The organism is Paenibacillus sp. MAHUQ-63 (assembly GCF_028765165.1).
In the GTDB taxonomy this organism is placed as follows: domain Bacteria; phylum Bacillota; class Bacilli; order Paenibacillales; family NBRC-103111; genus Paenibacillus_E.
In genome coordinates this window covers 1,107,760-1,134,508 of the sequence record NZ_JARADB010000002.1, presented here as the reverse complement: position 1 = coordinate 1,134,508, position 26,749 = coordinate 1,107,760, and the positions used below count along the sequence as shown (strand labels likewise).

Here is a 26,749-nt window from a genome sequence, read left to right as displayed (position 1 = left end):
CGCTTAGGAGACCGATCAGCTTGGCGTTTTGTGACAGGTCAGCGAAAAAAAGATGTTCTGAAGCTTATCGGGATTAACAATCATATAAATTCCCGCTGCCTGCTGCCCCTGTGCAGGCAGGTGGAAGGCGATGAACTTGACCGGTTCACGGTCTTGAACAAGCAGCAAACCGTCCTGTCCATTGTGGCGGACCGGGAGCCATTCCCCTTGCAGCGACCCTTTGGCGACAATCCCTTGGAAGAAGGCTTGAATGCGCAGCTTGCCGATAATCGGATGGATCGCAGCCCGCCTCTTGCCTCCCCCATCGGAAATCAAAACCGCTTCATCCGTCAGCATCGAGACGAACGCAGTGAAATTGCCCGTCGAGACGGCACGCATAAACAGCCGGGCAAGCGGCTCGGTATCTCCTGCCGGATCGGAGGACCGCTCGCCTGAGCCTGCGACTTTGCTTTTGGCCCGGCTGAATATTTTCCGGCAGTTATCCTCCGATTTATGCAGCATGTCGGCAATTTCGGCGTATTCGTAGCCGAGCGCTTCTCGCAGAATGAAGACGGCCCGTTCCGTGGCTGTCAGCTTCTGGAGCAGGACAAGGAACGCATAGTTGACAGTTTCGTCCTGCTCGATGCGCCGCATCGGATCATGGGCGGCGTTTTGAATTTGCGGCTCCGGCAGCCACGGTCCTACGTAGACTTCCCTCGTCTTGCGCGCTAATTTCACGACGTTCAGACAGCGGTTCGTTACCATTTTGACCAAATAGGCTTTCAGATTGTCGACGCTCGCCAAATCTACCGATGGAAGCTTCATATAAATTTCCTGCAGGATGTCCTCCGCATCAGCTTCAGACCCAAGCATGCGGTAAGCGACGGCGAAAAGCAGCTTATGATAAGTCCGATAGATCTCCTCCATATGGAATTTCCTTTCCATTTATCTTCATGAGCTTTGCTGTATTCATACCACAATGGGTCCCCCTCTGTAAAGAACGCAGCAAGGCGTCTGTACGCTGACAAGCATACGGACGCCTTGGCGAAATGATTAATGAAATTGTTTGATCAAACGCTTGGCGGTGCCGTTAGGCGTGGCGATGACTTCGTACATATTGACGACGACACCGGTGTCCACCTGCTCGTTTTTGAGACCCGAAACGACGACCTTCTGCACGCCGTTCGTCAGCTTCGCGGTACCGGTAAGAGCGGACGTTTGGGTGCCGACGATGCGGCCTAGCGAATCCACCATTTCGAATTCAATCGTCGAGAAATTCGAATCGATGATCACTTGATCCTCATGCGTGATTGTAAGATCGAGCGTTAATTGATAGGAATAGCTGCCTCCGCTGTACAGCCAGGAGATCGAATCGCTGTTCACCTTCAACGAGAATGGATACAGATCTATCGTATCGCCGCCAATATCTTGCTGCAAGGCGACTTGATAGGTGCCTAGCGAGACTTTGCCTTCGGAGACGGACTTATCGTCATAGATGTTCAGGGCGAAGGACTCGTCATCCTCCGTTGTCCGGTTCGGAAGCAGATACGAGTAGCTCACGACATAAGAACTGCCGGGCGTAAGCTGAGCCGCAACGGTGCTTTGGCGCGTGCCCGTGTAGGAATTGCCGCTGCTGTCCAGGAGCTCATTTTGCAGCTCCGGCAGCGCGATGGTCGTGGATCCGTGATTCGTAATCTTATACTTGGCGATGGCCGTCTTATAGCCGAGATCGTCGTTCTCGTGGGCATGGAGCTCGACCAGAGCGACATCCACATTCTTGTTCAGAACCGAGTTGTCGGTTAACTTCAGCTTCGTACCCAAATCATAGCTCACCGCAGTCGTAAACCCGCTTGGGGCTTCCTTGGCACCCTTAAGCAGGAACACGGCAACAGGCATTTGCCCCGAAGCACCGGCATTGGAGCTTCCGGAGCTTCCGGAGATGCCGGTGCTGCTGCTGCTGCTGGTGCTGCCAGAGCTCGAGCCGGAGCCGGTTGTCGCTGCGGCAGCCGTACCCGAGGCCGCCGTGCCGGACGCGCTGCTCGCCGTCGAAGATGACGATGTCTTCTCCCAGAGGACAAGCTGCGCCGAATTCGGGTCGGTGCCTGCCGGCAGTACCGCATTGAAATAATAGGCAGCCGTTTCTTCCGGAGCCAGATAGCTGCTGCGCGCCGTATTATCCTCTGCCGTAACGGCTGTCCCTGAATCGCCAACCTGATAGGTGGCGAAAAACGAAGGAATCGCTGCGCTTTCCTTCCCGTCATTGCTAAGCGTCACGATCGTTTGCACGTGTACACCGTCGGCTTGCTCCGCATATTGCGTCGAGTTGGCCCGAACCGTCATCTGCTCCCCGGTTTGCTGCCCGATGTAGGCTTGTTTCGTATCCAGCGGTGTCGTCTGCATCGATGCATGCAAGCTCATGCTGCCGAGCGAAACCTCCTCGGTCAGATTCAAGTAATAAAATTCCAGCGACGCTCCGTTCAGGTTCATCCCTTTGGAAATTGGCGTCTTCAGCGTAATCGTATCCCCTTCGCCCGGGAGGAAGGTTGTTCCGGACCCGTCCAGCACCGTCGATGTGTATTCCATACCGGCTGCGTCTACGAGTCTGAGCTGCAAGCCTGTCGGCAGCTTCACGCTGCTGGAGCCCAGGTTCTTGGCCGCCACCTGCGTGTACAAATACCACTTGCCATTCTCCGAAACCCGCACGCTCTGACCCAACTGGAAGGCAAGGGCCGCATCGTTCGGGAGGGTGCTGTCGATGGAGTGGAGATTCACAATCTCCTCAGGGACCGTCGTTTGTCCTTCGCCGATGACAGAGCTGACCGGCAAATCTCCCAAATGGTTCATGAAATCAACCTGGCTTGCATCCCAGCGGAAGACGTCAATCTTCAGCCGGTCCGCCGTTTCCCCTTCTCCCAGATTCGCATAGAAGCGGAAGCTTTGCTCCTGACCGGGAAGAACGCTCGCGCTCTTCTTCTCGCTTAATTTGGCCGTAAAGCTGTGTCCTGCATCATCGGTTACTCGGACACCATATTGATTGAAATCGATGGCCTTGCTGTCGCCGTTATGCAAAGCGACTTCGAACTGAAGGGATGAAGACGAAAGCGCCGCTTGATTCAATATGAAGTAGGATGAGGACGTGATGTATACGGCTTCGCCCGCCGCAAGCGCGGAACCGCCGGGCAGCGCCGCAGCCAATAAACTGCCTGTGAAGAGCAGCGCCAGGCTGCTTTGCTTGAATGGAATCGATTTGAATTTGCGTATCATGATGAATAACCTCCCAGAGCTAGATATGGTTGCTGGTTGCGCCGAATTAATCGTACCGGAGTGCGTCGATCGGTTTTAATTTGGATGCTTTATTCGCTGGATACAAGCCGAAGATGACGCCGACCAGCGCAGAGAACAAGAAGGCATATACCCCCACATTAAGCGAAAGACTGGTCGTCTGGCTGGGATTGATATACGGCCAAGCCAGCGATAACCCGACACCGACCACAAGGCCGATGAATCCGCCCATTCCGCTAATCAGCGTTGCTTCCACGAGGAATTGGAGCAGTATGTTCCGCCGCTTGGCGCCGATCGACTTGCGAATGCCGATTTCCCGCGTCCGCTCGCTAACCGTCACGAGCATGATGTTCATAATCCCGATACCGCCTACAAGCAGGGATATGGCGGCAACGGCGACCAGCTGATTCGTCAACGTACTGGAAGCCGCCTGTCTGGCACTTATCAATTCGGAGGAATTGAAAATATTGTAGCCGGTCGTACTTTTGAATTTGTTATACAGCCAGCGTTCCAATACCGCCTGTACCCGGCTTATATCGTCACCCGTAGCCGCCTCCACATACGTGGAACGAATGTTGCCCAGCTTGAAATCCCGGCTCATCGTCGGCAGCGGCACGATGACTGCACTGTCGAGCGACGTTCCGCTCGTATTGGAACCTTTGCTTTTCAAAACGCCGATAATGGTGTACATGTAACCGTTGACGTTGATTTCTTCGTTGAGAGGATCTTCTTTACCGAAAAATTTGGCGGCAACCTCCGTCCCGATCACGGCAACGTGGTTGCGGAAATCCAAATCCGCCGGTGCCAGGAAACGGCCGGTGCCGACCTCCCCTTTTTGCATATCCAAATAACGGTCATTCGTTCCGATCACACTATACGTCTGCGTAGTTCGATCGAATTTAATGCTCGTATTCGCTCTGGTCATCGTCGGCGCGATGCCGCTAATGCCCGATGTCCCCTCCAGCTCCATGATTTCGTCATACTTCAGCTGCGTAGCCCGGCCGTTGCCAAGCAGGTTGACGGTCAGCAGGTTCGTCCCCAAGCCTTCGTACTGCTTCTCAATCGCTTTGGACGTTCCTTGCCCGATAGAAACGAGTGTGATGACTGAGCTAACCCCGATAATGACGCCGAGCATCGTAAGAATCGTGCGCAGCGGATTGGCTCTAACCGTCGCCATGGCCATCTGAATAAGCTCCCAAGGCCTCATAACGCAACCACCTCCTGGCCGGCCGCCGCCGGCACGGGTTCGTTGCGCACATCCTTGATGATTTGACCGTCGCGAAGCGTGACGACACGCTTGGCATGATCGGCAATATGATTGTCATGGGTGATCAGCACGATCGTATTTCCCTGCCGGTTCAGCTCCTGGATCAGCTCCAGCACTTCAATGCCGGTCTTGGAATCCAACGCGCCGGTCGGCTCGTCGGCCAGGATGAGCGAGGGCGATATCGCCAATGCCCTTGCTATCGCGACACGCTGCTGCTGGCCGCCGGACAGCTCGCTGGGCTTATGATGTCCGCGCTGGCCCATCCCGAGCTTCTCCAGCATGCGCTGCGCCTGTTCCCGGCGTTGTTTGGCCGGAACGCCCGCATAGATCATGGGCAGCTCGACATTCTCGATCGCCGACAATCGGGGCAGCAGGTTGAACTGCTGGAATATAAATCCGATCTTCAGGTTGCGCAGCTCGGCCAGTCCGTTATCGGACATTTTCTCCGTCGAAACGCCGTCCAGCGCATACGTGCCCGAGGTCGGGATATCCAGCAGCCCGATCGTATTCATCAAGGTGGATTTGCCGGAGCCGCTGGGACCGATAATCGCAACAAAATCGCCTTGTGCGATGTTCAGCGTGATTCCTTTCAGAATCTGCAGCTCTTCCTCGCCACGGGCATAGCTCTTGGTAATTCCGGATAATTCAATGATATTCATGCGATTGGCTCCTTTCTGCGGGATGAGTGATCACTGACGCGTTCCTCCCCCGCCTTGGCCTTGGAAGCCGCCGTTGCCTCCGCCGCCTTGGAAGCCCGCGGGCGGACCGCCTTCGCCGCCAGGGAAGCCTCCCGTTTGCTGCTGGCCGGTCGTCGTCGTCGCTTTGCGCGTCGGCATGACGACTTCGTCGCCTTCGGCCAATCCGCTGACGATCTCGACTTGCGTTTTGCTGCGAATCCCCGTCTTGATTTCATGCTGCTCTTCCACGGTTCCATCCGCTTTCTTCAGCGTAACGGTCGATTTGCCTCGCGTTGTCGTCACGACTTGAATCGGTAGCACGAGAATATCTTTCTTATCCTGGATATAAATTTCCGCCGTTGCCGTCATGGCATATTTCAGCTCATTGGACGCTGAGTTCGGAATGGAAACAACCGCATCATAGGTCGTGACCCCGTTCGTCGTCGTTCCTACATTGGAAACCGAGGTCACTTCGCCCTCGAACGATTTCCCGGAAATCGCGTCGACTTTCACGACAGCCTTCTGGCCTACCTTCACACTCGTCAAGTCCAGTTCATCCACCGCAATGGCGAGCTGCATCGTGCTCAAACTGGCCACAGCGCCTAATGTCGTATTGGCCGTGATTTGCGCACCGACCGGATAGTTGCGCAGCACATTGCTCTTGCTGTTGGCGAAGTCGGCCGAGAACACGCCGTCGAACGGTGCGGTGATCGTCAATTGGTTGACCTTCTGCTGCGCGTCGTCCACCTTGATTTGCTGGCTTTCAATAGCCGCTTGCTTGCTTACGATGTTCTGCTGGAGATCGTCGTTGAACAGTGACGCAATCAAGTCTCCCTGCTTCACCGTCTCGCCGTCTTTGAATTTCATCGTTTTGATCGTGCCGCCGGCTTCAGCGAACACCGGCGTCGTCCGCACGTATTCCAAGGCCGCCTGCTCGGTCGATTCGATCAAGCTGTCGCCGCTTCCGACGCTGCCTTTCATCTTCAAACCGGCCGAAAGCGTCCCGTCATTCGTAACCAACACTTCCACGTCGACGATCTTGTTTCCGTTCGCATCCGCTTTGATTTCACGCGAAACGGAGGATACCGTCCCCACCTTGGTGAGCAAATAACCGTCCACCGAGAGCTCGACATTCCCGCCCTTCTGCAATTGAACCGCATCCTGCAGCGGGAACGGCAGCTTCACCTTAAATTGCGACGTATCCGAGATCGTGCCGATCTTCGTCGTTTTGCTCACCTGGCTGCCTGCATCCAAATTGGCGGTCAGCGTCAGCTTGCCGCTCATCGTCGCAGATACGGACATATGGTTCTGTTCGCTCTGCAGCTCCGCCAACTCCTTCTCTAACTGCTGAAGGGTGACTTGCGCCTCCTTCAGATTCGTTTCGGTAGAAGGAACGGAGAGCTCAAGAAGCACATCGCCTTTCTTCACCGGCTGATTCTGCGTCAAGTTCATCGTTTTGATGATACCGTCCACCGGGATGACGATATTTTGCTTGTCCTTCGCATCCAGCTGGGAAGTACCAGAGATCGAGGAGGAGATCGCTCCTTTGGACACCTTCATGGCCGTCTGCTGCTGTGTGGCGGCTGTCGCAGGCTGCGCCTTGTTCTGTATGTAATAATAAGTTCCGGCACCGCACAGCATCGCTGCCAAGACGATAATGATCCATTTCTTCTTCCGACTTACGCTCATTGATGATTCCCCTCTCCAAGTTCCAAGACCACGATTGTCTTCGTCATAACCATCTCACAAGTTGAAGTGTAAGGGACACGGCTGAATCCATACTGAGCGGCGGCTGAATAAAAGTTGAAAGCTGTCTGAACGTTTGCTGAAAAATGGTACGGCCGCCACGGCTCCGGCTCAGACCGGGCGGCGGCGCCTCACGACAAAAAAGCTCGGCTCCTCTAAGAGAGCCAAGCCTCTACCGAGAGTCCCGCCCATAGCGGGAATTTCTCCTGTTACATGCAGCCTGGCGGATCCTCGAATGCTCAATAACAGGAATTCCTCCCGTTATTCAGCCCGTACTCGCAGCCTTTACGCGAAATGGGGACGAATTAACGGGAGGAATTCCCTTTATTCGTACAACTGGGCTAATTTTCTCGCGAATAACGGGAGAAATTCCAGTTACGCCCTGCGTTTGACCAAGAAAAGCTCGGCTCCCTCAACGAGAGAGCCCCGCCACGCCGCAGTAAGAAAAACCGTCAGGGAATATCCCCCTAACGGTCCTTTTAAGTTTGACGAACATCGGTAAACTTGTATTCATGCCCACGAATACCTTTGTAATACTCAGGATGCATCGCTTCACCACAGTTTTCACAACCGAATTGTGGGGTGAAAAAAACCTGGCACGCCGCAGGTCTCGCATCCGATTCCTCTCACATCGATCTTATCCGTACAGGTACGATTTCACATCTTTTCCCACATAGGCTTTCCAAATGATGAGATTATAGGGATAACTCCAGTCGATCTCATAGCCGCCGTACATTTCGTGCAGCCGGTTGCTGTTGAAAATGATCGAGCCTTTCTGATCGAAAGCGACGCCGTCCACCCATAGCATCCTGTCGTCCGACACGAATTTGTGGAAGCTGCGGTCTCTGGCATCGAAGAAGCCGACCCCTTTCCCCTCCAGCATCGTATAAAACAAATTCCCCCTGTTATCCGCATGCATGCCGTCTGTCGTCGTGCCTTTGCTGCCTAGCACTTGCACGGAGGCGTTCAACTGCTCCGCAGGAACTTGCTCGTTCCGGAGCAGTCCCGTATGGATCGCATATAAATTGCGGCCGGTTACTTGGCAGTAGAATAAAGTCGACCTGTCTGCGGACAAGGCGATCCCGTCGGCGCCGATACGCAAGGGAACTTTTTTGTAAACCGGCTTGTAGTCGATCTGGAAATGGAAGCCCGGAAAGTCCTGCGTGCTGTCCTGCCGGTCCAATACGCGCCGGAACGTTCGAGTTCGCATGTTATAGACGATGATGCCTCCGCGCAAAGGACGTTTGGGATCGCCGCAGCCGGAATCGGTTATATACACAAAGCCGTTTCTATTATCCACGACCAAATCGTTCAGAAAAGAAGTTTGGTACGGCGCAATCGCATCGGGGATGACGATGGAATCGAGGAGCTTGTTCGCGTTCAAATCCCAGATCACTAGCTTCTGCGAGCCTTCCGGCGAAGGCTGATACGCGATTTTCCCTTGATCCAGCAGCCACATCCGGTTGTGCTCATCGATCTCATAGCCGAGCACGGATTGCAGGGCATCCGCCTGTCCCTCTTCATTCCACTCCCAGCTGGGAAAGGCGTCCAGCAGCGGCTTACCGTCCTTGGATACGATGCGGTTCATCGTAGCCGGAATGCCGGATACCCAGCGCGGTACAGAGACGTAATACTGGCCGTGATGATCGATTTTCACGCCGGCGGGCATTGCTTTTTTCCAAATTTCACGACTCTCGTAATCCTGCTTCTTCGCTTCTTGCGGGAAGTGCCAATCCAACCGGTTCCAGTGGCAAATGATCTTATACATGATGCAGGCCTCCTGTCACCTCTTGATCTCCATATGCTCCTATCCTATAGGTATGCGCTCAAGATCAAAAGGCGTGGGCGCGCAGCCTGCTAATGGGGCTTCGTATTCACTTCGAAAATCCAGACGGTCCCTTTCTTATCGATGCCAAAATCGTACCCCAGCATGCCGATGCCCGGATAACGCGCTTCCAGCAGCATGGTCGAGGTTCGGGCGACGCCGATCATCGTGGCGATTTTGTCTCTAACGATCGATGCAGGGAACGTCCGCCTAACAGCCTCTCTGCCTTTCAGCTGCGTCCCCCCTTGGCAGAGGTTGGTAACGAATAATCCCGGACGCGCCAACCGTCCTACAACCGCGCGGATCTCCCAATTCCTTCCTACTTTGGCCAGCTTGACGCGGTAATCCACCGGTCTGCCGCCAATCGTCGTCAGATGAATCCCCTGCTGCAGCATGAGCGCCCGTTTCCCGGCGATTCGCCGAATGGCTTGCAGCAGCTCGTTCATGCTGCCGTAGGTCTTCTTCACCCCTGCATGGTGCAGTACGAAGCCGCTGCCCGCTTTGTACAGCTTCATGACCCGGTTACCGCCTGTTCCGACTATCGGTTTGGCCACGATAAACGAATGCTGACGAAGCATCGCCTCCAGATTCTCCGGGCTAAACCGGCGCATAGCCGGGATGTGCTTGGCCACGCCGGAATGCTGCTGCAGGACTGCAAATTTCACCCATTTATTAGCAACCTTACGCAATGAAACACGCCTCCTCTGTACATGCTCTCCTCTCTGCTACTGTATGTCTGTCTCTCTGGAAACGAAACGGACAATCCGGCAAACAATCCGCGAATGAGATTTAGCGGCATATCAAAAAAGCAGATGTCGGATTTCTCCGCATCTGCTTCTGAAGGTTCATATTCATGGCGCAACGATCAGCCGCAATTGGATATCCGACGGGTCCGTAACGATCAGGGCCTCGCCGTCTGCCGCGCAGCGCGATCCGGCGCGCGCCAACCGTTCCGCCGCTTCGTTCCGGGACTCGGCATCCGGGAAAATGAGGGTGCAATAAGCTAACCCCGTGCCGTGCGGCGGACGTGACGGGGCGTCTTCCCCCGCCCAGACGTTCAGCCCGATGTGATGATGGTACCCGCCCGCCGAGATGAACAAAGCTCTCATCGAGGCTCTGGCATCGGCCGCAATGTCAAAGCCAAGTACATCGCAGTAGAAGGCTTTGGATTGCTCCAGACTTTTGACATGGAAATGGATATGGCCCATTGTGGTGCCCGCTGGCAGCCCGTTCCAGACCGTTCCTTCCGCTTCCTTCAGCAAGCCCTCCCAATCGATCGGGTCCGCGGCCATCACATAATAACCTTCGGCGTCCCGCTGCCAAGCGCTTCGCGGGCGGTCGCAGTAAATTTCGATCCCGTTCTGATCCGGATCGGTGATGTACAGCGCTTCGCTCACCAAATGGTCCGCTTGACCGATATGGATGCCGGAAGCGATCAGATTCCTCAGGCTTCGGCCAAGCGCTGCCCGGTCAGGCAGGAGAATGGCAAAATGATACAATCCGGCAGCCGATCTGCGCGGAGTCACCGTGGCATGCGGCAGTTCCTCGAGCAGCAGAAACGGTTCGCTGCCGTCAATCGTAAGGTCCGCCTTCGTTCTATCGCAACTTCCCAGCCGCAGCCCGACGATGTCCCGGTAAAAGCGGATGGAGCGCTCCAGATTGGAAACATACAGCTTCACGACACCAAGCTTCATATCCGAAGGTAAAACTGAACTCATGCTGTCGCCTCCTTGACTTACTATTTATAATCAAGTTTAGTTAAGTTATTTAATTACGTCAAGCGCGTCATTTGTGCCCATTCCTTCATAAGCTCCCTAAGTTCCTCCGATGTCCGTTCCATAAACTCCTGAATCGTATCCATCGTTATGTACGCAGGAGTGATCCGCGGCTCCATAGATGCATCCCGCAAGTCCCTGACAACCCGATCACCGTAAGAAGCAATTTCCTGCTCCTTCAGCAAAGGCGGCAGGGAATACGCACGAGAACGGGCGACGGAAGCAAGCATAGCATCCGCTCGTTTCTCCATTCTCAGTAAGTCATAATCCAGTTGACATACTTCCCGATTATAGATACTTTTCAAATCTCCAAACGGTTCGATCCGCTGCTGTCCCGCTTGTTCGACAAACGATTGCCAGACCGTCTGCGTCCAACGCAGATCCGTCCATATATGAGCGGCATAGCCCAGCGCAAATTGCCTGAAGAAAGGATCCCGACTGCGTAAGCGCTCTTCGCAAAAACGATGAATGACCGCAAGATCCGGCATCGTGCCATCGTCCAGACACAAATGAGTCCGCCCCTTGTCCTGCCGGTTCGTCCCCTCCCTCATATGGATGGCATCCGGCGCCAAACTCCCCAATAGGAACTCAGGAGTCAACTCCTCCTCCCAAACTCGTAACGCAATACTAAAATGAACCATTGGCCAAGGCATTGTCCCCGCACGCTCCCCAAACATCATCATCTCCCATACAGAGAATAGACGCTTCCAGCATGTGGAAAGTTGAAAAAAAGCCCAAGTCCCGTTCGTCACGGACCTGGGCTGGCATATCCTTACATGCCGGCATCTGCTGCGGCAGGTGCCGACGGAAGCTCTTCCTTGGAGGAGAGCACTTCCTTCTTCAACAGCAGACAGGCGGCGAAGGCGGCAATGGCGAAGACGATGCTGATCGCAAATATGTGCTGGAAGCTCTCCGCAAACACCAGCTTGATCTTCAGCAGCAGGTCAGCCGAAAGCCCCTGAGGCATACCTCCGTTCATAATCGTCTCGCTTGTGCCTGACGGAAATTGCCCTGACAAGCCGGTTATGCCGGTGACGATTTGTCGCGATAGAAGGCTGCCGAAGATGCTGAAGCCGAGCGTCGTCCCGATCGCCTGGAATAATTGCACGGTCGCTACGCCTACGCCGGAATGCTCTTTGGCAACAGACTCTTGAACGATCAAATTGTCGGAACCGAACAAGACCCCGATGCCCAGTCCCATGATGAAGAAGGAAGCGATGATATACAGCACCGTGGTGTCCGTATGAAGGCGCGACAGCAGGATGAAGCTGGCGACCGGGAATAGAAAGGAAACGATAAACAGCCGTTTGTAGGCAACCCGCGTAATCAATCGCCCGCAAATGATACTTGCCGGAATGGCGCCCGCCATGAAGGCCAGCGACAAATAACCGGAGGCTGTCGGCGTCATGCCCATAACGTTCTGGGCAAAGAACGGAAAGGCGGAGATGCCGCCCATGATGCCAAGCATCGTGATGAAGACAATGCAGGATAATACGACGACGGAGCGGTTGCGGAACAAGGCCAGCGGAATAATCGGTTCCAGGGCTTTCGACTCGATGCGGATGAATACGGCAATCAGCGCAGCGGACAGCACCAAAAGGCCGATAACGGCCGGCGAGCCCCATGTATAGCCCTTCACGTCGATAAGTACGGGAGCCAATAACAGGGAAAGCATGGAAAGAACCAGCGTGACGGCTCCCCACCAGTCAATCGATTTCCTAGCGTCGCTCACGGATTCGCGCAAGCCTTTGGCGACGAAGATGGCCGACGTCATCCCAACCGGTATATTAATCAGGAATATCCAATGCCAGCTGACATGGCTGACGAGGTAACCGCCGACGGTCGGGCCCAATAACTGAGGCAGAATTAGCAAAGGACCGACCAGGCTCTGTACTTTGGCCCTCATCTCCAGCGGGAACGTATCGCCGATGATGATCATGCCGAGCGGCATTAATCCCCCGGCGCCGATGCCTTGCATGCATCTGCCGATAAGCAGCATCGTCATTGAGCCCGACAAGCCGCAGATGACGGAGCCCAATAGAAAGAGCGTCACACAGCTCAAATAAATTTTCTTCCTGCCGTAAATATCGGCCAGTTTGCCGAAGATCGGCATGAACATGGTGATCGAAAGCATGTAAATTCCCGCCACCCAGCCGTAGAGCGAGAGTCCGTGCAGCTCACGGATGATTGTCGGCAGCGCCGTGGAGACCACGGTTTGATCCAGCTCCGAGAATACCAAGCCAAGCAGGAGCCCGATTAATATGAGTTTTTTGTCATTGCCTTGCTTATTCACACCTACACCTCATCTTTCAACTTATTTGGTATAGGTTAATCTTACCTTCGCGGACGCAGGAGATCATCGGACCGGAGAATTTAAAATGTATCCGTCTCCAGACGTAGTCCGGTTTCCGAACGGCCCTCGGAACAAGTCAAGCATTCAAGCTGCTTATCTTCCCGTATCACGCCTTCCAGGAAACCGTCCGCGCAGAAAATATCTTTGCCGCAAACACTGCACTGCCCAACAAGCTCTCGCATAAGTGCCCTCCCCTTCAGTTCCCGGTCATGTGCCGACAATCTTGTAATAGTGCTCGAAAAATCGCTGCCGATTCACATCCGACGCGATCTCATGGCAGCCGGCGCTGCTCGCTTGAAATTCCATCATGCCAAGCCTCTGCTCTTGCCTAAACTCCACCTCGATCTTTCCTCTGCGGTACGCGCACAGCTCCGGCTCGAACAGACAAGCCGCTACAAGCGGATCGTGGAACGTCATCTCATGGTGCTCAAGCCAGGGTGAGCCGAAAGCCTCCACCGCCTGCATCACGGCGGATTGAAACAGATCAGGCTTCTCGCTTCGCGCCAGGACCAGCTGCGTCGTGACATTCAACCCGAACGTGCGCATCACCGGCACATCCGCCGCATAAACGATGGCTGCGGCGTGAGGATCCACCCACGCGTTCCAATTATCCTGCGGCATATTCAAGCTTCTCTCCAACGATTCCGAGAATACGCCGCTCATGATGTACAGCTCTTTGATCAGCTTCGGAATGCCGGGATCAACGGCGAAGAGCAGCGCAATATTCGTCAAATGGCCGATCGCGGCGAGCGAAATTTCGTGCGGATGCTCGCGGATCACCTGCCGCATCCGGTCTACGGCCTCATACTTGCGGAAGGATGTATCGTGGGGGAACTGGTCAAGACGCCGCGCCCCATCCGGCGTGGGATACAGACTGCTTGGGAGCAGCTGCCGGTCAGCCCCTGCATATACCGGGATATTTCGGCCTGCAGCCTTGCAGATGGCGTCCGCAATCATGGCTCGCTTCTCCGCTTCTCCGCCAACGCTAGAAATGCCAATCAGCTCGCAAGCAGGTTGGCGCAGCAGATAGGCCAAACAAAGGGCATCATCAATATCGCCGCCGATATCGGTATCCAACCACACCTTTTTCATTGCTCGATGAAACCTCCCGCTCATTCATATATGGCTGCCGCATCCTGTGGCAGCTGACGAACATGAGCGAGATGGGCGCTAACCCGCTCATCTTCCTGGACATTATAAGCAAAGCCGCCATACTGGGCCACTTCCTTCGCCGTCTCCCGAAACAGTCCGCACATCGTTTCAAGTCCTTCCCAGATATGGTCATAATCACCGTCCGGGTATGTCCGCACGAATGCCTCCCACAGCCTCGGCTCCAGCCATTGCTCGAAATATTTGCCGCATTTCCCAGAATCCGCGGTGAACCCCGTTCTTATCCCGATATGCCACTGAAGCATCCTGACCAGCATATCGCGCACCGGCCTTTCATACATAAATTTCGCGTAGGAGAGCTCCCTGCGCCACAGCCCTTTGGCAATGTACGTACTGACCCACCAGAATTCATTGCAGCAAGCGGCGAACTCGGCAGCCGTCGGCGGTTTCGTCAAATAGTCGCTATTGCTGGGCTCCGCAAAAGGCTCGATCGATCCGTCCTTATCCAATAGCAGCTTGCTGAGGCTGTCTCTTGAAAGTGTATCCATGCTGTCTGCTGCGCAGAACGTCAAGTCGATCCGGTTGCCGTCGGTAAATTGCATAAGAAATGCAAAACGCTGCAAAGGACGCATCCATTCGCCGTCCATCTCGTCGGGCGTCTGCATGATAATCAGCTCCCCGAACCGTTCGATCCAGCTGCGATCCTCGACAAATGCGGCTACCGAGGTGACGAAGAACACGATGTCATAGTCCTGAAAAATGTCGCGCGGCGCCTCCGGATTCACCCGCGAACCGTTCATTATGACAGCTCGAACGCAGTCGTTCTCCTCGGCAAAGGCAAGAATGAAATCCATCATTTCTTTTTCCGTTCTCACTAACACATCTCTCCTTATGTATATCGTCCGACTGCCACATCTCATCGACTCACAATATTTACCTTGGGCAATATCCCCACTAGACCCAGTAATCAACTAGGGATCACTAAGTTTTTCTATGGTACAGTAATCCCATACAAACGCTTAACTACCAAAACTGGAAAAAGGATGTGCGATTTCTTTTGAAAAAATTAATTCTTTCCACTTCGGTTGCTCTATCCGTTTTATTTTCGACAGCGGGACTGTCCATGCCTGCTTCCGCCTCGGCTCAAGAAATTTATGCGACCAACGGCCATAAGTTTGTAAATACAGCAAAATCATATATCGGTCGAGTAACCTACCGTTTCGGTACGAGAGATCCTCAACACTTGGTGTTCGATTGCTCCGCGTTCACGCAGTTTGTATTCAAGAAGAACGGCGTCAATCTTCCTTGGGGCTCCAAGGCGCAGACAAGCTTCGGATCCAGAGTGCCTAGCAAGAGCCAATTGGCGATCGGCGATCTGGTCATGTTCAGCGTCAGCAGGCCTGGGCAGATCGACCACGTCGGCATTTATGTCGGGAATGGCAATTTCATCAGCAACACGAAGAGTGAAGGTGTCGTGATCAAATCATTGAACACCGGATACTGGGGCAGCAGATACATAACAGCTAGACATTACTAGCACCCGCCGGATTGAAAAAGAGAGTTCAAGGAAATGCTAATCCTGAACTCTCTCTTTTTTTATTTGATGGCTAAGAATGGACGGCAGGCAGGTGTTCATGAATTGTGGCTAGAACAGCGTGCGGTTCGTCAATTTGAAATATGACTTTTCCGAATTCGTGTCCTTCAAGCTCAAGTATGACGACGTCCTGATGATTTTCGTAAGATACGAAGCACCAGCGGTCACCGATCAGGAACCGGCCCTCGCGAATATCAGCAATCGAAGTACCGACTCTGAAGCGAAACATGGAAAGCTTGTAATCGTCGACGGTGGCTAGCTTGATTTGGCTATATGGAATGTCTACCTCGCGTTTCAACGCCGCGGCGCTTGTTAATCCTGATAGATGAAGAATAAGGCTATCTTTCGTAAATTCAATATTTCTTGCCATTGAAATCCCTCCATGCCTTCTTTTTCTGTTATGAACAACTATATTACGTCCAGGCCCGGAAGATCGTTCACGCCATCCTGAATTTTTTTGCGGGGAGGCCCTTCCTGCCTTTACCGATCTAGTTCCGAGAATGATATCATCTAAAATTGATTTTGTTTTTGCGATGACTTTTCAATAGAATGATTAAATTCGCTAACAACTATGCAAAGAAGGAATCAGCATGCCTTTTCTCCGTTTCAAAGGATTTCAGAGCGATTTCGTGACTTCGATTTCAAGCGATATTATTGAAGAGTTTTCTAGAATTACAGGTGTTGTGCAGCAAAAAGTAAAAATTGAGCTTCTCCTGGTCGAGCAGCTGAACAATTCCCCGCAATCGCTGGAGATTATGATGTTCCCGAGAGATCAGGACATGCACGACCGCATCGCACTAGCCATGAACAACCTGCTGGCCGCGCACGGTTTCGGTGAGGTTCACATCTTCTTCATCCTGCTTTCGCCGCACCTGTACTATAAAGAAGGACAACCCCTGAAATCGAATCTGGAAGAGCCGATTTCGCTCACTTGAGCGTACATACGCACACTTCCGTTACGCAGGAAAAACCCGAGGCATGCCTCGGGTTTTATTTGCATAAGGGCCATCACGATGACGGCTATTCATTCACCGTTCCATTCTGGTATTTATATTTCCAACCCATCAACGCCGCCACATTCCTTGTTGTAATCGAGTGAACGCCCATTGCTATAAACGTCTTCATCAGCGGTTCGTCATTGACCGTCCAGACATAAACCTCCAAGCCGTATTTCGCAGCGAATCGAATCAGCTCCGGTCTTACGACTGAATAGTTTAGATTGAGTCCGAAGCAATGAGCACGGACAGCGTCTTCGCAGATGAGACGAACCGCGTCCATATAGCCGTGCGCGGTGAATACGGCCGGATCGACGTTCAGCAGCTTACGCAGCTGCGGGTTCACCTGTTGAACGAGCAGCGCACGTTCGAGCTCACAACCCGACAGGAGTACCCGCTGCGTCAGCCCATGCTGTTCTACCCATGCCGCAACGGGCTCGACACACGCGTCGGATTTGAGATCCAGATTCATCGCGATGCCCGGCGCTTCACAGAAAGGCAGGATGGCATCCAACGGAAGCACCTTCATCATCTCGCCCGGCACACCGCCATGGGCTCTCACTTCCAGCTCGCTGAGCTGGGCGAAGCTTAACTGTGAGATGAGCCGCTCCGTTCCGTCGGCCAACCGAACTAGATCGTCGTGGGACAACACCAGGACGCCGTCGGCCGTCAGGAGCAGATCCTCCTCCAGAATATCGGCTCCGCTGCGCAGTCCGGCTTCAAGCGATCTCCGCGTATTGTCCGGCATGCCCATGCAGCCGGTATGAGCGGTTATTTTGGGGAACACTTCCATATGCCCATCTCCTTCCTAATGTACCTGCCGAATACCGCGTTGGGCAATGTCCAGCGCCTTGCCCCCGGATTCCGTCTTGATGACGAAATCTAACATATGAACCTGCTCCATGGCCTCCATCAGCTTAACCGAATTCTGTGCATGAAGCACGAATTCCAGCTGCATGGAAGTGACTTCCCCGGAGTTCCTCGAAGCCTCATGGCGTGACATTTTCACCTTCATGATTTGAATGCCTTCCCTGCTTAGCGCAGTGGCGATTTGCGCCAGCGCACTCGGATTATCCAGCGTCTTGATGGTCATTTCGTGATACCGCCGGTTGCGCATCACATGCTTCTCCCATTTGTTCAGGGCGAACAAGGAAATCAGGGAAAGCATGGTCGCGAAGACGGCTGCATAAGTAAAGCCTGCACCGATACATAAGCCGATTCCGGCAACGACCCAGATCGAAGCGGCCGTCGTCAAGCCGCTGATCACGGAGCCGTTCCGCAGGATCGCACCGGCTCCGATAAAGCCGATTCCGCTGATCACCTGAGCGGCCAGGCGGGCCGGATCCATTCGCACGTTCGGCTCGTTCGCGAACTCGGAGAATCCGTACATCGACAGCAGCATGATCGTCGTCGAACCCAAGCATACTAGGATATGCGTTCGGAAGCCCGCAGCATGATTATGCCATTCCCGTTCGATCCCGACTGCCCCTCCCATGAAAACAGCGAGCACTAACCGCAATAACAGCTCGCTATGACTAATCGTCCACACACTCGCAGTTCCCGTCATGTGATGACATTCTCCCTTCTGACTTTGGACATGCTTATTTTGGCTTTAGCTTCCCTAATCACAGTATCCGCACCCATCCATGGTAAGGTAAGCGCTTAACCTTTTGACAAAAAGCTAGACCGCCATACCTGCCGCATGTTCACGCAGCAAGCGGGGACAGTCTACTGTCTACCTGTATGTACCTGTTGAATGACGCAATACAAGCTCCGGCAGCAGGACAACCCGCTGCTTCAGCACTTTCTCCCCTTGGATCTCCTGGACGAGCAGGTCGACCGCCCGGCGTCCGATCTCCTGGATCGGCTGTGCGATCGTCGTGAGCGGCGGATCAATTAACGTTGCCAGAATCGTATTGTCAAAGCCTACGACCGAAAGATCGCGCGGCAGCTGCAGACCCGCTTCCCTGGCTGCCCGTATAGCGCCGATCGCCAGCAAATCGTTGCAGGCGAACACGGCGGTCGGGCGATCCTCCAATCCGATCAGCTGTGCCATCGCCTTGTGGCCGGTCTCTACCGTGAAGCCTCCGGTAGCGATATGCCGCTCCTCCACCTGTAAGCCCGCATTGGCTAAGGCTTGCTTGCAGCCTCTGATCCGCTCGCGGTTGCTCGTATTATCCGGATCTTCCACAAGGATCGCAATATGCCTATGGCCCAGCTCCACCAGATGGCTGCCTGCTTGGAATCCCCCCAGATAATCGTCGACCATCACCGTATCGACTGCCAGAGTTGGCATTTCGCCAGTAATTAAAGCGATCGGGATATTGTGCTGGATCAGCTTCTTGAGAAAGCGGTCGTTCTGAATCCGGGTTGCGGATATCATCCCGTCCACCCGCTTCTGCGTGAGCAGGGATAAATATTTCACTTCCTTATCCGGATCATTATCCGTCGAGCAAATAAACACGCTGAAGCCGCACTCGTGTCCCCTGTCCTCCACCGCACGGGCTATTTCGGCAAAGAACGGGTTGGCCAAATCAGGCAGCGTAAGCCCGATCGTATACGTGCTCTTCCCTGTCAGTGCGGACGCGACCATGCTCGGCTTGTATTTCAGCTGCTGCATGACCTGCTGCACATGCGCCCGCGTTTTCTCGCTGATGCGGCCCGTCTCGTTAATCACCTTGGATACGGTGGCGATCGATACTCCGGCGGCTTGCGCCACGTCGTAGATAGTCGGTTTCATTCCATGCCCCTCTCAACGTTCGGTTCTATCGCATTTTGGGTCTATCATACGATAAGATCCGCACACTGTAAATATGAAGGGCCGCCGTTACATAACAAGCCGCAGCGTATGCACCTCGAAGGGCTTCGTGAACAGCCCGTAATGGTGCCGGTTCATCGTCGCGACCTCCTCATCCTGCTCTAGAAGATTCGTGATCCGCAGCTCCTTCACGACTTCCGGGAGCACGATCTCGACGAGTCTGCTCTCTCCCTTGCATTCGCGGAGACGAAGGATGAAGCCCTCGCCGTTCTCTGCGGCTTTCAGACAGGTGACTGCCATCCCGTCCAGCCCCGCCGGAAGCAGCTCCTGAACGGGATGCTGCGTATCGGCTTGCACCGCAGCCGTCACGGTCCGATGCATCGTTTCCTGCGCGATCCGCCAAACCTCGCCCTGCCGCCAATCGCCGGCATGAGGGACAAGCCTGTAGCGGTAGCGCAAATCTCCCCCGCTCCATTGCGGGAAATTCGTTCCCCACCAATTGTTGAACAGATTGAAATGCAGCTCCGGTTTCTCGGGCTTATACGCATGCTCATAGTCCCACATGCCGTTCTTCCCGATGAAAAAGAGCGGTGAATCCTGGGCAATAATCGCCATGCCGGCAAAGCCGTTGGAGACATCCACAAAGTGTTCGCAGCAGTGCAGCAAAGTACTGGAGGAACGTATCGTATCCGTGACGGGATTGACGACCGACCCTAGCTTGTTCACGCTGAATTGCGGCCGTTCCAGCATGAGCGGGAACACGATATGGCCCGACTCCGCGAGCGGCGTTTCCTGCTTGTCATGCAGCATATAGTCCAAATCCAAGTATGGCGCATCCACACCCAGGGAATAGCTCCATTCCACTTTGGGCGCGTTTCCGTACGCTGACGTTGTTTCCGTCTCGGACATCGCCGAGCAGAGGATACGGACGGCATGCCCCTCTTCCATGACACGCACGTCAACGCGGTCGGTTGTAAACGTGAGTCTTCGCTGTCCTTCGGGATAATCCGTTTTACCGAAATCGTGAACGCCCCAATCGTAGAACCGGTAAGCATATTTCTTCAAATAACGCGTAATTTCCTGATTGGAATAAATATCGTAGACATACTGTCCGAAACCGTTTTCAGAAGTGCGGTCAATCCATTCTTTCCGCAGCTTTTTGTCCCAGAGACTTCGAATCCAACCTGTGCGGCGGTCCACCTGAACGACCATATGCGCGTTCTCGATGACGGCTTCGGTCTCCGTTACATAGCTCTTCAACTGCTTATCGGTCACCTGCGGTACCGGGGCGCCAAGCTGATCCGTCTTCACATAGCGCAGCGTCTTATACCCGAGCGCAGGGAGCCCGTCAATCCAAGCTTCCGCGCCGCCCTCGCAAGGCTGCAGTACAATCGCTTCACCCGATTCCGCATCGATCAGCGTTTCATGCTCGTCAGGCAGGTCGCAGGCTGCGATGAACGCTTTGCCGCTGCGTTTCCAACCGAGCGAGTGATGAACCCGCAGCGCTTTCTCGCCAGGTGACGGCTCCGTATGCAGCATCGCTTTCGCTTCATTGAGCAAATCTTCAGCCTTGTTCAAGTAATCGGCTTGCTCCGCCCAGGACTGCTCCATTCGCTGATAACGCTCCGTTTGCTTCAACTCCAGGAATGACTTCTTGTCGTATGCGGCCCTCGGGAACAGGAATGTTTTGCAATCCATTCCCCATGTGTGCTCGCCGAACAGCAGCGTTTGCTCGTAGCTTGCATCGATGACCGCTTTGGCCGCCTCTCGGCTTCCCGGCTTCTCATCGGCTAACCGGCTGACCGCCAGCGCGCTTTCCACCGCCGCAATCTCACTCCGCAGCGCTCTCACTCTGGACACCTCACGCGGTGCAGTGCCTACGCCGTGAATCCATGAATCGGCCATATCGCCGCGCACCACCGGTATTTCCGGATTCCTCGAGAGGAAATCCGCAGCGAAATCGCCCAGAGAGCCGATATGCAGTTGAGCGGACGAGCCGCTGTCCCGAATCGAGGCCTTCATCTCTTCGATAATGCCGGCCTCATGCGGTCCGTGATTGTCGCTGGTCTGAATCATGGCGAGCCAGACCGGATGCTTCCATTCCGGCGGCGGCAAAATTCCCGTGCCATAAGAGCCCTTGGAATAGAAGGTCAACAGCCTCTCGCCGTCCGGACCTTCCCAATAGAAAACAGGCGGCACGTCAGGCGGCGTCGTTGCCGGGTTACAGCCGAGGTGCAGGATGTCCACGCCGGCTTTCTTCAGCAAAGACGGCACGATCCACGTATGTCCCGGGACATCCGTCATTTTGGCGTCCTTCGGGTCATATCCGAAGCGGTCCGTCAGTCCCTTCGAGACATACATGCCGCGAATCCATTCCTCCAAACCGCAAAATTCCGTATGCGTCGTATAAGGGAGCTTATGCCAAATCAACTGCCTGTTGTGCAGAAAAGCCTGCGCCTTCTCTTGCTCCTCTGCGCTGCTGCCAATCAGCGACTGAAGCAGCGGCCACGCCGACATCGTCCAGACGTATTGCTCACGCTCGGCATTGTCTTGCGTCTTTTCGCAAATATCGATGACATCCTTCAACATCTCCGTTCTGTATCTCTGCACGACATCGGATGCCAAACCTGTAAAACCAATATCAAAATGCGTTTTAAATACGACATAAATTTTCTCTACCGTCATGCCCCTGTCTCCTCCCGCCCGTTAGCCGAATGCAAGCTCCTCGCACTCCGGTCACTTCTCGAAATATATCGGATTGGTAAGTCCCGCCATTAAGGTCTGATTCACTTCCTCGAAATGGCGCCATACTTCTACGCGGTAGAACAGCCGGCCGCTCCGTTCAACCTCGAAATCGATTGATCCGGCAGTCGTACAAATCTCCGTCCGCTCGACACCAAGTTCGCTGATCAGCTTGATCTCATCGCCGGCGAGCAGCTGCTGCACATGCACCTTAACAGGCTCCGCAGCGTCAGCGGGCACCGCATCTCCCGTCATGTAAGCGCCGCAAGCCAGCTGCGCGAACGGTCCCTCAGGCGAATACGTGATGGCAACGCGGCCTTGGCCAATCGCTTCCAGGATGCCTGGAACCGTTCTCGTCGCGGCATATACCCACGTACACGGCATGGCATGCTTGACGTACGGATCAGGGCGATGCACATCGCTGCCCCCGATTGCGACAAGCCGCCGGCCCGAAGCAAGCTGTTCCTGCCACCACGCCAGCGCACGGTCATTGCGGGCCGTCCAAGGGCCGTTCCATACTTCCCACCAATCGTGATCGACCTGCAAGTCCCACTCCCACGGACAATAGTCGCAATGCGGATGGTTAAGCACGATTTTGGCGCCTCGCTCGCGCGCAGTCGCCAGCCGGGCGTTCACGTCCGCTTGATTGCTCACCCGGAAATCGTCGATCGGCTCGGCAATCCCCAGGAAATTGCTGTGCCCGAAATTGGTCGTAAACTCCATGCCCGGAATCATGACGACCGATGTGCTGCGAGGGTATGTATAATTCTGGCTGACGGCATTGTGATCCGTCATGGCGATGAAATCGCAGCCAAGCTCTTCCATAATGGCGGCGCTTTCCTCTAAGGTATAAGAACCGTCGCTGTTAACGCTATGCGTATGCAGATCTCCCTTCAACCATCGCGGCGTCTGGAAATAGAACGTTACGGTCAGCTCCACTTCGCAGCCTTCCTCCGGCACCTTATAAGCGTTATGCAGCACCGCCCAATCGCCGCTCTGCAGCTCCCCCGGCAAATAGCCGGGCGTCGCCTTCTCCAGCCCGATGAAGAACCCGGTGCGGGCGCCGCCGCTCCAGCCCCGTACCTTCCGGCTGTCCCTTATGCCCAGATCGATGACCGGTCTGGATTCGCCAAGCGAGCGCACTATGAAGTTCACATGAATTTCCTCTACCTGCTCAGGCATCTGGAACGGCACCTCAAGGTAAGTGCTCTGCTCCGCATGCACAATCACTCTTCGATACGTTTCGATTTGTTTTCTTCGTTGATCCATCAACATCATATCGCTTTTCACGCATCCTTCCGCTTACTCTTTATTGGCACCGACTAGAATGCCCTTGACGAAATATTTCTGCACATAAGGATAAATAATGACGAGCGGGATCAGCGCGATGACAATACCGGCCATTCGCACGTTGGTCGTCACGATAAAATTGCTCGACGTAGAATCCGTATCGACAATTAGCGATTTCAAGGCGATTTGCAGCGTATACTTCGCATGATTGCTGATGAACAGCAGCGCAGGCGTAAACTGATTCCACCGGCTGACGAATTCGAACAGCGTTACCGTCGCAAGCCCTGCCGCTGCCAGCGGGATATACATGGTGAAGAAAATACGGAACGCTCCGGCTCCGTCCATCGTAGCGGATTCCGACATTTCGCCGGGCACGGACAAGAAGAAATTACGCATCAGCAAAATGCTGAATCCGGACACCAAGCCGGACATGATTAATGCCGTTAATGAATTTAACAGGCCAAGCTCCTTATTCACCACATATAGCGGGATCATGATCGCTTCTCCTGGAATCGTCATGGTAAGCAAAATTGCGGAGACCATCAGCTTTTTACCCGGCAGTCCCTTCTGGATCAGTACGTATCCTGCCATCGAGCACAAGAATACATGGCATACCGTACCTACAAGCGTTACGATTACATTGTTCATGAACGGCAAATACAATTGCATGCGATTCCAAACGGTTGTGAAGCCTTGAAGGCTGAACTCTCTTGGATATAGAATGATGCCCGGCTGCATGGAAGCAAAATTAGATGAGAACGCGAGCGCGAACGTATTGAGCAATGGAATGAGCATCGTAGCAAGCAGCAGCATGAGAAAAAGAAGGTTAACTCCATCGAACAACCGGCTTCCCCAGCTTGTATTCATTTTGTTGACTTTCATGAAGTTCTCTTCACCCCTCGTCATAACGGATGACCGCTCGGGTCACGAACGTAATGATTAACGTTGCAAAAATGACTAAAAAACCTGCCGATGTCGCCAATCCGACCTTGAACTCCAGAATCCCCTTCTGATACGTGTACATCATGATGACATCGACTTTCTTGGCGATCGCGCCGTTTCTCATCACAATGATTTGATCGAAGATCCGCAGAATGCTGAGGATGTTCAGCATGATGACAACTTTCATCGTCGAAACAAGCGACGGCAGCGTCACGTACCGGACCAGCTGCCAGCGGTTCGCCCCGTCGATGCGGGCCGCTTCGTACAGCGCCGGATTAATCGCGACGATCGTCGCCAAGTACAGGATGCAGATGAAGCCCATCTCTTTCCACACCGAAGTGAGTACCATGACCCATCGGGCCGTATCGGTACCCGACATGAATGCAACCGGCTTCTCCGAACCAAGCAGCTTCAAGATCGCATTCACGATTCCCGTGTCCGGGGAAAGCATGAGAATCCACATGCCGCCAACGACGACCCAGGAGAACAGGTGCGGGATATAGACGATCATTTGAATCACTTTTTTAAACCAAGCCTGTAAAATTTCATTTAGCGACAGCGCCAGCACGATCGGCATGACGAAACCGATGATCAGCATACCCCCGCCGAGCAGCAGCGTATTTTGCAGCATCTCCCAGAATGTAGGATCTTTGAGCACCGTCAAGTAATTGTCGAACCCGACAAACGGCCTGTTACCGATCAACCGGAACTCCTGAAAAGAGATGATAAAGCCTCTTACAAGCGGATAATAGGAGAAAACAACAAAGTAGGCCATGATCGGAAGCATCATCAGGTATAGCGCTTTGAATCTCCATATAGCTTTCAAACGAAGTCACCACCATGCTATGAATAGTCAGGGGACTATGACGGTGCATACTCCCCTGTGTGCAGAAGCTAATCGATCAATTTCGCCGCTTTCAATTGTTCGCGCATTTTCTTCACCGCATCGGCAGCAGGCATCTCGCCGAGGATCGCTTTGAAGGAGTATTCGTTAATAATTTTCTCGGCATCCGCCCATTTCGGAGGCGTCAGTTCCAGGGTTGCGTTCTTGATCACCAGATCCTGCGCTTCTTTCACGCCCGGCAGCAGTCCGAACGGATTCGGAAACTTCTTGTTATACCAGAACGGTACGCCATGGTCCATCGCATGGTCTTTCCCTGCTTGTGTCAGCTCATATTTGCCGCCGTTTTCCCTGTAATCCGTATCTTTGATCCCCATGCTGCCCAGCACGATGCCGTCCTTGGAATGCCACCACTCAATGAATTCGAAAGCGGTCTTCGGACTTTGCGCATTTACCGGAATGACCCATACGTCCGGATCGCCACGGCGCAGCATATACTTCCCGTCGGCGCCGGCGATACCCGGCAAGCCTTTGGCATCGAAGGCGGTATTGCTATCTGCCAGCTTACGCGTATTGTTCAGCATGCCGACCCAGGCATCCCAGTAAGTAATCATGCCAACCCGGTCAGCCAGGAACAGGTTACGCATTTTGCCTGTGTCATTCGTTGCGAAGTTCGGATCGAGAATGCCTTCTTTATACAGCTTGTTCAACCATTCATAGACGGGAATCGCCGCATCCGTCGAGTAAGGCACGTCCAGCTTACCGTCCTTCTCCACATAACGCTGTTTAAGACCGGCGCCGCTGAAGAAGCCCTGCAGCTCGTACATTCCGGCTGTGCTAAGTCCGTAGGTATCTTTCTTGCCGTTGCCGTCTGGATCTTGCTCCGTGAAAGCTTTCAATACCTTATAGTAGTCGTCGAACGTCTTGGGCTCCGGCAGATTGAGCTTCTTCAACCAGTCGGCCCGTACGATCGGCATGGTTCCGCCCTGGAATTTGCTGAAGACGCCATAGATTTGGCCATCCTTCGTTTTCACCTGATCCCATTCCTGCGTCGGCAGCACGTCTGGATCCTGCAAGGTTTTGGACGCCTTGACCTGATCCGTTAGCGGCATCAGAATGCCTTGGGCCGTCAGCGTGTTCATCAACTCTTTACTAACTTGCAGCAGATCGTATTTCTCGCCGGAGGAAACGGCCGCCATCAGCTTCTGGTTATAGTCGGACGCAGGCTTCTCCAGCTTAGCTTTGATACCCGTCAAGCGTTCGATCTCCTTCTCGAACAAGACGTTCTCTTCCGGCGTTTTGCCGCCAATGACGGCGGACATCATGCGCAGGGAGCGCTCTTCCTTCTTCCCTTCGGCCTTAGGCTGCTCGGAACCGGCAGGTGCTGGCGCTCCGCTGCCGCTATCCGTCGTACAACCTGCCGTTAAACTTCCTACGAGCAGTACAGCCAGCATCGAACTTGCAATTTTCGTTTTCTTGGCTTTCATATTACCCCTCCGTTATGGCGTTTATATGGTGAAGCTCGTTTACGAAACCTTAATAAAGCGCTTTCATTCCAAGCGGCAAACCTCTC

24 protein-coding genes are annotated in these 26,749 nt (G+C 54.0%); 2 read left to right on the top strand and 22 right to left on the bottom strand.

The genetic code is table 11. The features are described from left to right. Positions 1-15: 15 nt before the first annotated feature. The 13 genes from PUT07_RS13465 to PUT07_RS13405 form a co-directional block, all read right to left on the bottom strand. Positions 16-906, bottom strand: coding sequence for an RNA polymerase sigma-70 factor (locus PUT07_RS13465; RefSeq protein WP_274468601.1), 891 nt, complete (start codon positions 904-906; stop codon positions 16-18). Positions 907-1,032: 126 nt separating this feature from the next. Further along, complete coding sequence (locus PUT07_RS13460) at positions 1,033-3,243, bottom strand: hypothetical protein (RefSeq protein WP_274468599.1); 2,211 nt, start codon at positions 3,241-3,243, stop codon at positions 1,033-1,035. Between the two features lie 46 nt (positions 3,244-3,289). After that, positions 3,290-4,468 (bottom strand): ABC transporter permease, encoded by a 1,179-nt coding sequence (locus PUT07_RS13455; RefSeq protein WP_274468597.1) that lies wholly within the window; start codon positions 4,466-4,468, stop codon positions 3,290-3,292. Then, positions 4,465-5,187, bottom strand: a complete 723-nt coding sequence (locus PUT07_RS13450) for an ABC transporter ATP-binding protein (protein ID WP_274468596.1) — start codon at positions 5,185-5,187, stop codon at positions 4,465-4,467. The genes PUT07_RS13455 and PUT07_RS13450 overlap by 4 nt, the downstream gene beginning before the upstream one ends. Before the next feature lie 30 nt (positions 5,188-5,217). Further along, positions 5,218-6,894 (bottom strand): HlyD family efflux transporter periplasmic adaptor subunit, encoded by a 1,677-nt coding sequence (locus PUT07_RS13445; RefSeq protein ID WP_274468594.1) that lies wholly within the window; start codon positions 6,892-6,894, stop codon positions 5,218-5,220. 694 nt (positions 6,895-7,588) lie between these two features. Continuing rightward, positions 7,589-8,719: an L-dopachrome tautomerase-related protein gene (locus PUT07_RS13440; RefSeq protein WP_274468593.1), complete on the bottom strand. Its 1,131-nt coding sequence runs from the start codon at positions 8,717-8,719 to the stop codon at positions 7,589-7,591. A gap of 89 nt (positions 8,720-8,808) precedes the next feature. Beyond that, a complete protein-coding gene (locus tag PUT07_RS13435) occupies positions 8,809-9,465 on the bottom strand; it encodes a YheC/YheD family protein (RefSeq protein WP_274468590.1) in 657 nt (218 codons plus the stop codon). A 162-nt stretch (positions 9,466-9,627) separates the two neighbouring features. Next, the gene (locus tag PUT07_RS13430) at positions 9,628-10,494 is read right to left on the bottom strand and encodes a VOC family protein (RefSeq protein WP_274468588.1); all 867 of its coding nucleotides are present in this window, start codon (positions 10,492-10,494) and stop codon (positions 9,628-9,630) included. A 53-nt stretch (positions 10,495-10,547) separates the two neighbouring features. After that, positions 10,548-11,150 (bottom strand): hypothetical protein, encoded by a 603-nt coding sequence (locus PUT07_RS13425; protein WP_274468587.1) that lies wholly within the window; start codon positions 11,148-11,150, stop codon positions 10,548-10,550. A gap of 173 nt (positions 11,151-11,323) precedes the next feature. Then, positions 11,324-12,844 (bottom strand): MDR family MFS transporter, encoded by a 1,521-nt coding sequence (locus PUT07_RS13420; protein WP_274468586.1) that lies wholly within the window; start codon positions 12,842-12,844, stop codon positions 11,324-11,326. Positions 12,845-12,924: 80 nt separating this feature from the next. After that, complete coding sequence (locus tag PUT07_RS13415) at positions 12,925-13,086, bottom strand: hypothetical protein (protein WP_274468585.1); 162 nt, start codon at positions 13,084-13,086, stop codon at positions 12,925-12,927. Between the two features lie 25 nt (positions 13,087-13,111). Further along, the gene (locus PUT07_RS13410; RefSeq protein WP_274468584.1) at positions 13,112-13,996 is read right to left on the bottom strand and encodes a nucleoside hydrolase; all 885 of its coding nucleotides are present in this window, start codon (positions 13,994-13,996) and stop codon (positions 13,112-13,114) included. Positions 13,997-14,016: 20 nt separating this feature from the next. Continuing rightward, positions 14,017-14,889, bottom strand: a complete 873-nt coding sequence (locus tag PUT07_RS13405; RefSeq protein ID WP_274468582.1) for an aminoglycoside 6-adenylyltransferase — start codon at positions 14,887-14,889, stop codon at positions 14,017-14,019. 182 nt (positions 14,890-15,071) lie between these two features. On the opposite strand from PUT07_RS13405, the gene PUT07_RS13400 reads away from it, so the two are divergent. Next, positions 15,072-15,551 (top strand): C40 family peptidase, encoded by a 480-nt coding sequence (locus PUT07_RS13400; RefSeq protein WP_274468581.1) that lies wholly within the window; start codon positions 15,072-15,074, stop codon positions 15,549-15,551. Between the two features lie 70 nt (positions 15,552-15,621). On the opposite strand, the gene PUT07_RS13395 is transcribed toward PUT07_RS13400, so the two are convergent. Beyond that, positions 15,622-15,978: a hypothetical protein gene (locus PUT07_RS13395; protein ID WP_274468580.1), complete on the bottom strand. Its 357-nt coding sequence runs from the start codon at positions 15,976-15,978 to the stop codon at positions 15,622-15,624. A gap of 220 nt (positions 15,979-16,198) precedes the next feature. Between PUT07_RS13395 and PUT07_RS13390 the strand changes: the two genes are divergently transcribed. Continuing rightward, positions 16,199-16,543, top strand: coding sequence for a DUF1904 family protein (locus tag PUT07_RS13390; RefSeq protein ID WP_274468578.1), 345 nt, complete (start codon positions 16,199-16,201; stop codon positions 16,541-16,543). 85 nt (positions 16,544-16,628) lie between these two features. On the opposite strand, the gene PUT07_RS13385 is transcribed toward PUT07_RS13390, so the two are convergent. The 8 genes from PUT07_RS13385 to PUT07_RS13350 form a co-directional block, all read right to left on the bottom strand. Continuing rightward, positions 16,629-17,396, bottom strand: a complete 768-nt coding sequence (locus PUT07_RS13385) for a glycerophosphodiester phosphodiesterase (RefSeq protein WP_274468577.1) — start codon at positions 17,394-17,396, stop codon at positions 16,629-16,631. A gap of 15 nt (positions 17,397-17,411) precedes the next feature. After that, positions 17,412-18,170 (bottom strand): MgtC/SapB family protein, encoded by a 759-nt coding sequence (locus PUT07_RS13380; RefSeq protein ID WP_274468575.1) that lies wholly within the window; start codon positions 18,168-18,170, stop codon positions 17,412-17,414. Positions 18,171-18,338: 168 nt separating this feature from the next. Then, entirely contained in the window at positions 18,339-19,343 is a 1,005-nt protein-coding gene (locus PUT07_RS13375) for a LacI family DNA-binding transcriptional regulator (protein WP_274468574.1), read from the bottom strand. A gap of 87 nt (positions 19,344-19,430) precedes the next feature. Further along, the gene (locus PUT07_RS13370; protein WP_274468573.1) at positions 19,431-22,046 is read right to left on the bottom strand and encodes a DUF5054 domain-containing protein; all 2,616 of its coding nucleotides are present in this window, start codon (positions 22,044-22,046) and stop codon (positions 19,431-19,433) included. A gap of 51 nt (positions 22,047-22,097) precedes the next feature. Beyond that, positions 22,098-23,393 (bottom strand): CehA/McbA family metallohydrolase, encoded by a 1,296-nt coding sequence (locus PUT07_RS13365; RefSeq protein WP_274468571.1) that lies wholly within the window; start codon positions 23,391-23,393, stop codon positions 22,098-22,100. 12 nt (positions 23,394-23,405) lie between these two features. Beyond that, positions 23,406-24,275, bottom strand: a complete 870-nt coding sequence (locus PUT07_RS13360; RefSeq protein WP_274468570.1) for a carbohydrate ABC transporter permease — start codon at positions 24,273-24,275, stop codon at positions 23,406-23,408. 10 nt (positions 24,276-24,285) lie between these two features. Beyond that, positions 24,286-25,161 carry an ABC transporter permease subunit gene (locus tag PUT07_RS13355; RefSeq protein WP_274468568.1) on the bottom strand — a complete coding sequence of 292 codons (876 nt, stop codon included), beginning with the start codon at positions 25,159-25,161 and terminating at the stop codon, positions 24,286-24,288. A 68-nt stretch (positions 25,162-25,229) separates the two neighbouring features. Then, positions 25,230-26,663: an extracellular solute-binding protein gene (locus PUT07_RS13350; RefSeq protein WP_274468567.1), complete on the bottom strand. Its 1,434-nt coding sequence runs from the start codon at positions 26,661-26,663 to the stop codon at positions 25,230-25,232. Positions 26,664-26,749 lie beyond the last annotated feature (86 nt).

Bases quoted from the DNA above. Each gene is read 5' to 3' on its own strand.
- PUT07_RS13465 (WP_274468601.1), bottom strand. From the start codon at position 906: ATGGAGGAGATCTATCGGACTTATCATAAGCTGCTTTTCGCCGTCGCT.
- PUT07_RS13460 (WP_274468599.1), bottom strand. From the start codon at position 3,243: ATGATACGCAAATTCAAATCGATTCCATTCAAGCAAAGCAGCCTGGCG.
- PUT07_RS13455 (WP_274468597.1), bottom strand. From the start codon at position 4,468: ATGAGGCCTTGGGAGCTTATTCAGATGGCCATGGCGACGGTTAGAGCC.
- PUT07_RS13450 (WP_274468596.1), bottom strand. From the start codon at position 5,187: ATGAATATCATTGAATTATCCGGAATTACCAAGAGCTATGCCCGTGGC.
- PUT07_RS13445 (WP_274468594.1), bottom strand. From the start codon at position 6,894: ATGAGCGTAAGTCGGAAGAAGAAATGGATCATTATCGTCTTGGCAGCG.
- PUT07_RS13440 (WP_274468593.1), bottom strand. From the start codon at position 8,719: ATGTATAAGATCATTTGCCACTGGAACCGGTTGGATTGGCACTTCCCG.
- PUT07_RS13430 (WP_274468588.1), bottom strand. From the start codon at position 10,494: ATGAGTTCAGTTTTACCTTCGGATATGAAGCTTGGTGTCGTGAAGCTG.
- PUT07_RS13415 (WP_274468585.1), bottom strand. From the start codon at position 13,086: ATGCGAGAGCTTGTTGGGCAGTGCAGTGTTTGCGGCAAAGATATTTTC.
- PUT07_RS13410 (WP_274468584.1), bottom strand. From the start codon at position 13,996: ATGAAAAAGGTGTGGTTGGATACCGATATCGGCGGCGATATTGATGAT.
- PUT07_RS13395 (WP_274468580.1), bottom strand. From the start codon at position 15,978: ATGGCAAGAAATATTGAATTTACGAAAGATAGCCTTATTCTTCATCTA.
- PUT07_RS13390 (WP_274468578.1), top strand. From the start codon at position 16,199: ATGCCTTTTCTCCGTTTCAAAGGATTTCAGAGCGATTTCGTGACTTCG.
- PUT07_RS13385 (WP_274468577.1), bottom strand. From the start codon at position 17,396: ATGGAAGTGTTCCCCAAAATAACCGCTCATACCGGCTGCATGGGCATG.
- PUT07_RS13380 (WP_274468575.1), bottom strand. From the start codon at position 18,170: ATGACGGGAACTGCGAGTGTGTGGACGATTAGTCATAGCGAGCTGTTA.
- PUT07_RS13375 (WP_274468574.1), bottom strand. From the start codon at position 19,343: ATGAAACCGACTATCTACGACGTGGCGCAAGCCGCCGGAGTATCGATC.
- PUT07_RS13370 (WP_274468573.1), bottom strand. From the start codon at position 22,046: ATGACGGTAGAGAAAATTTATGTCGTATTTAAAACGCATTTTGATATT.
- PUT07_RS13360 (WP_274468570.1), bottom strand. From the start codon at position 24,275: ATGAAAGTCAACAAAATGAATACAAGCTGGGGAAGCCGGTTGTTCGAT.
- PUT07_RS13350 (WP_274468567.1), bottom strand. From the start codon at position 26,663: ATGAAAGCCAAGAAAACGAAAATTGCAAGTTCGATGCTGGCTGTACTG.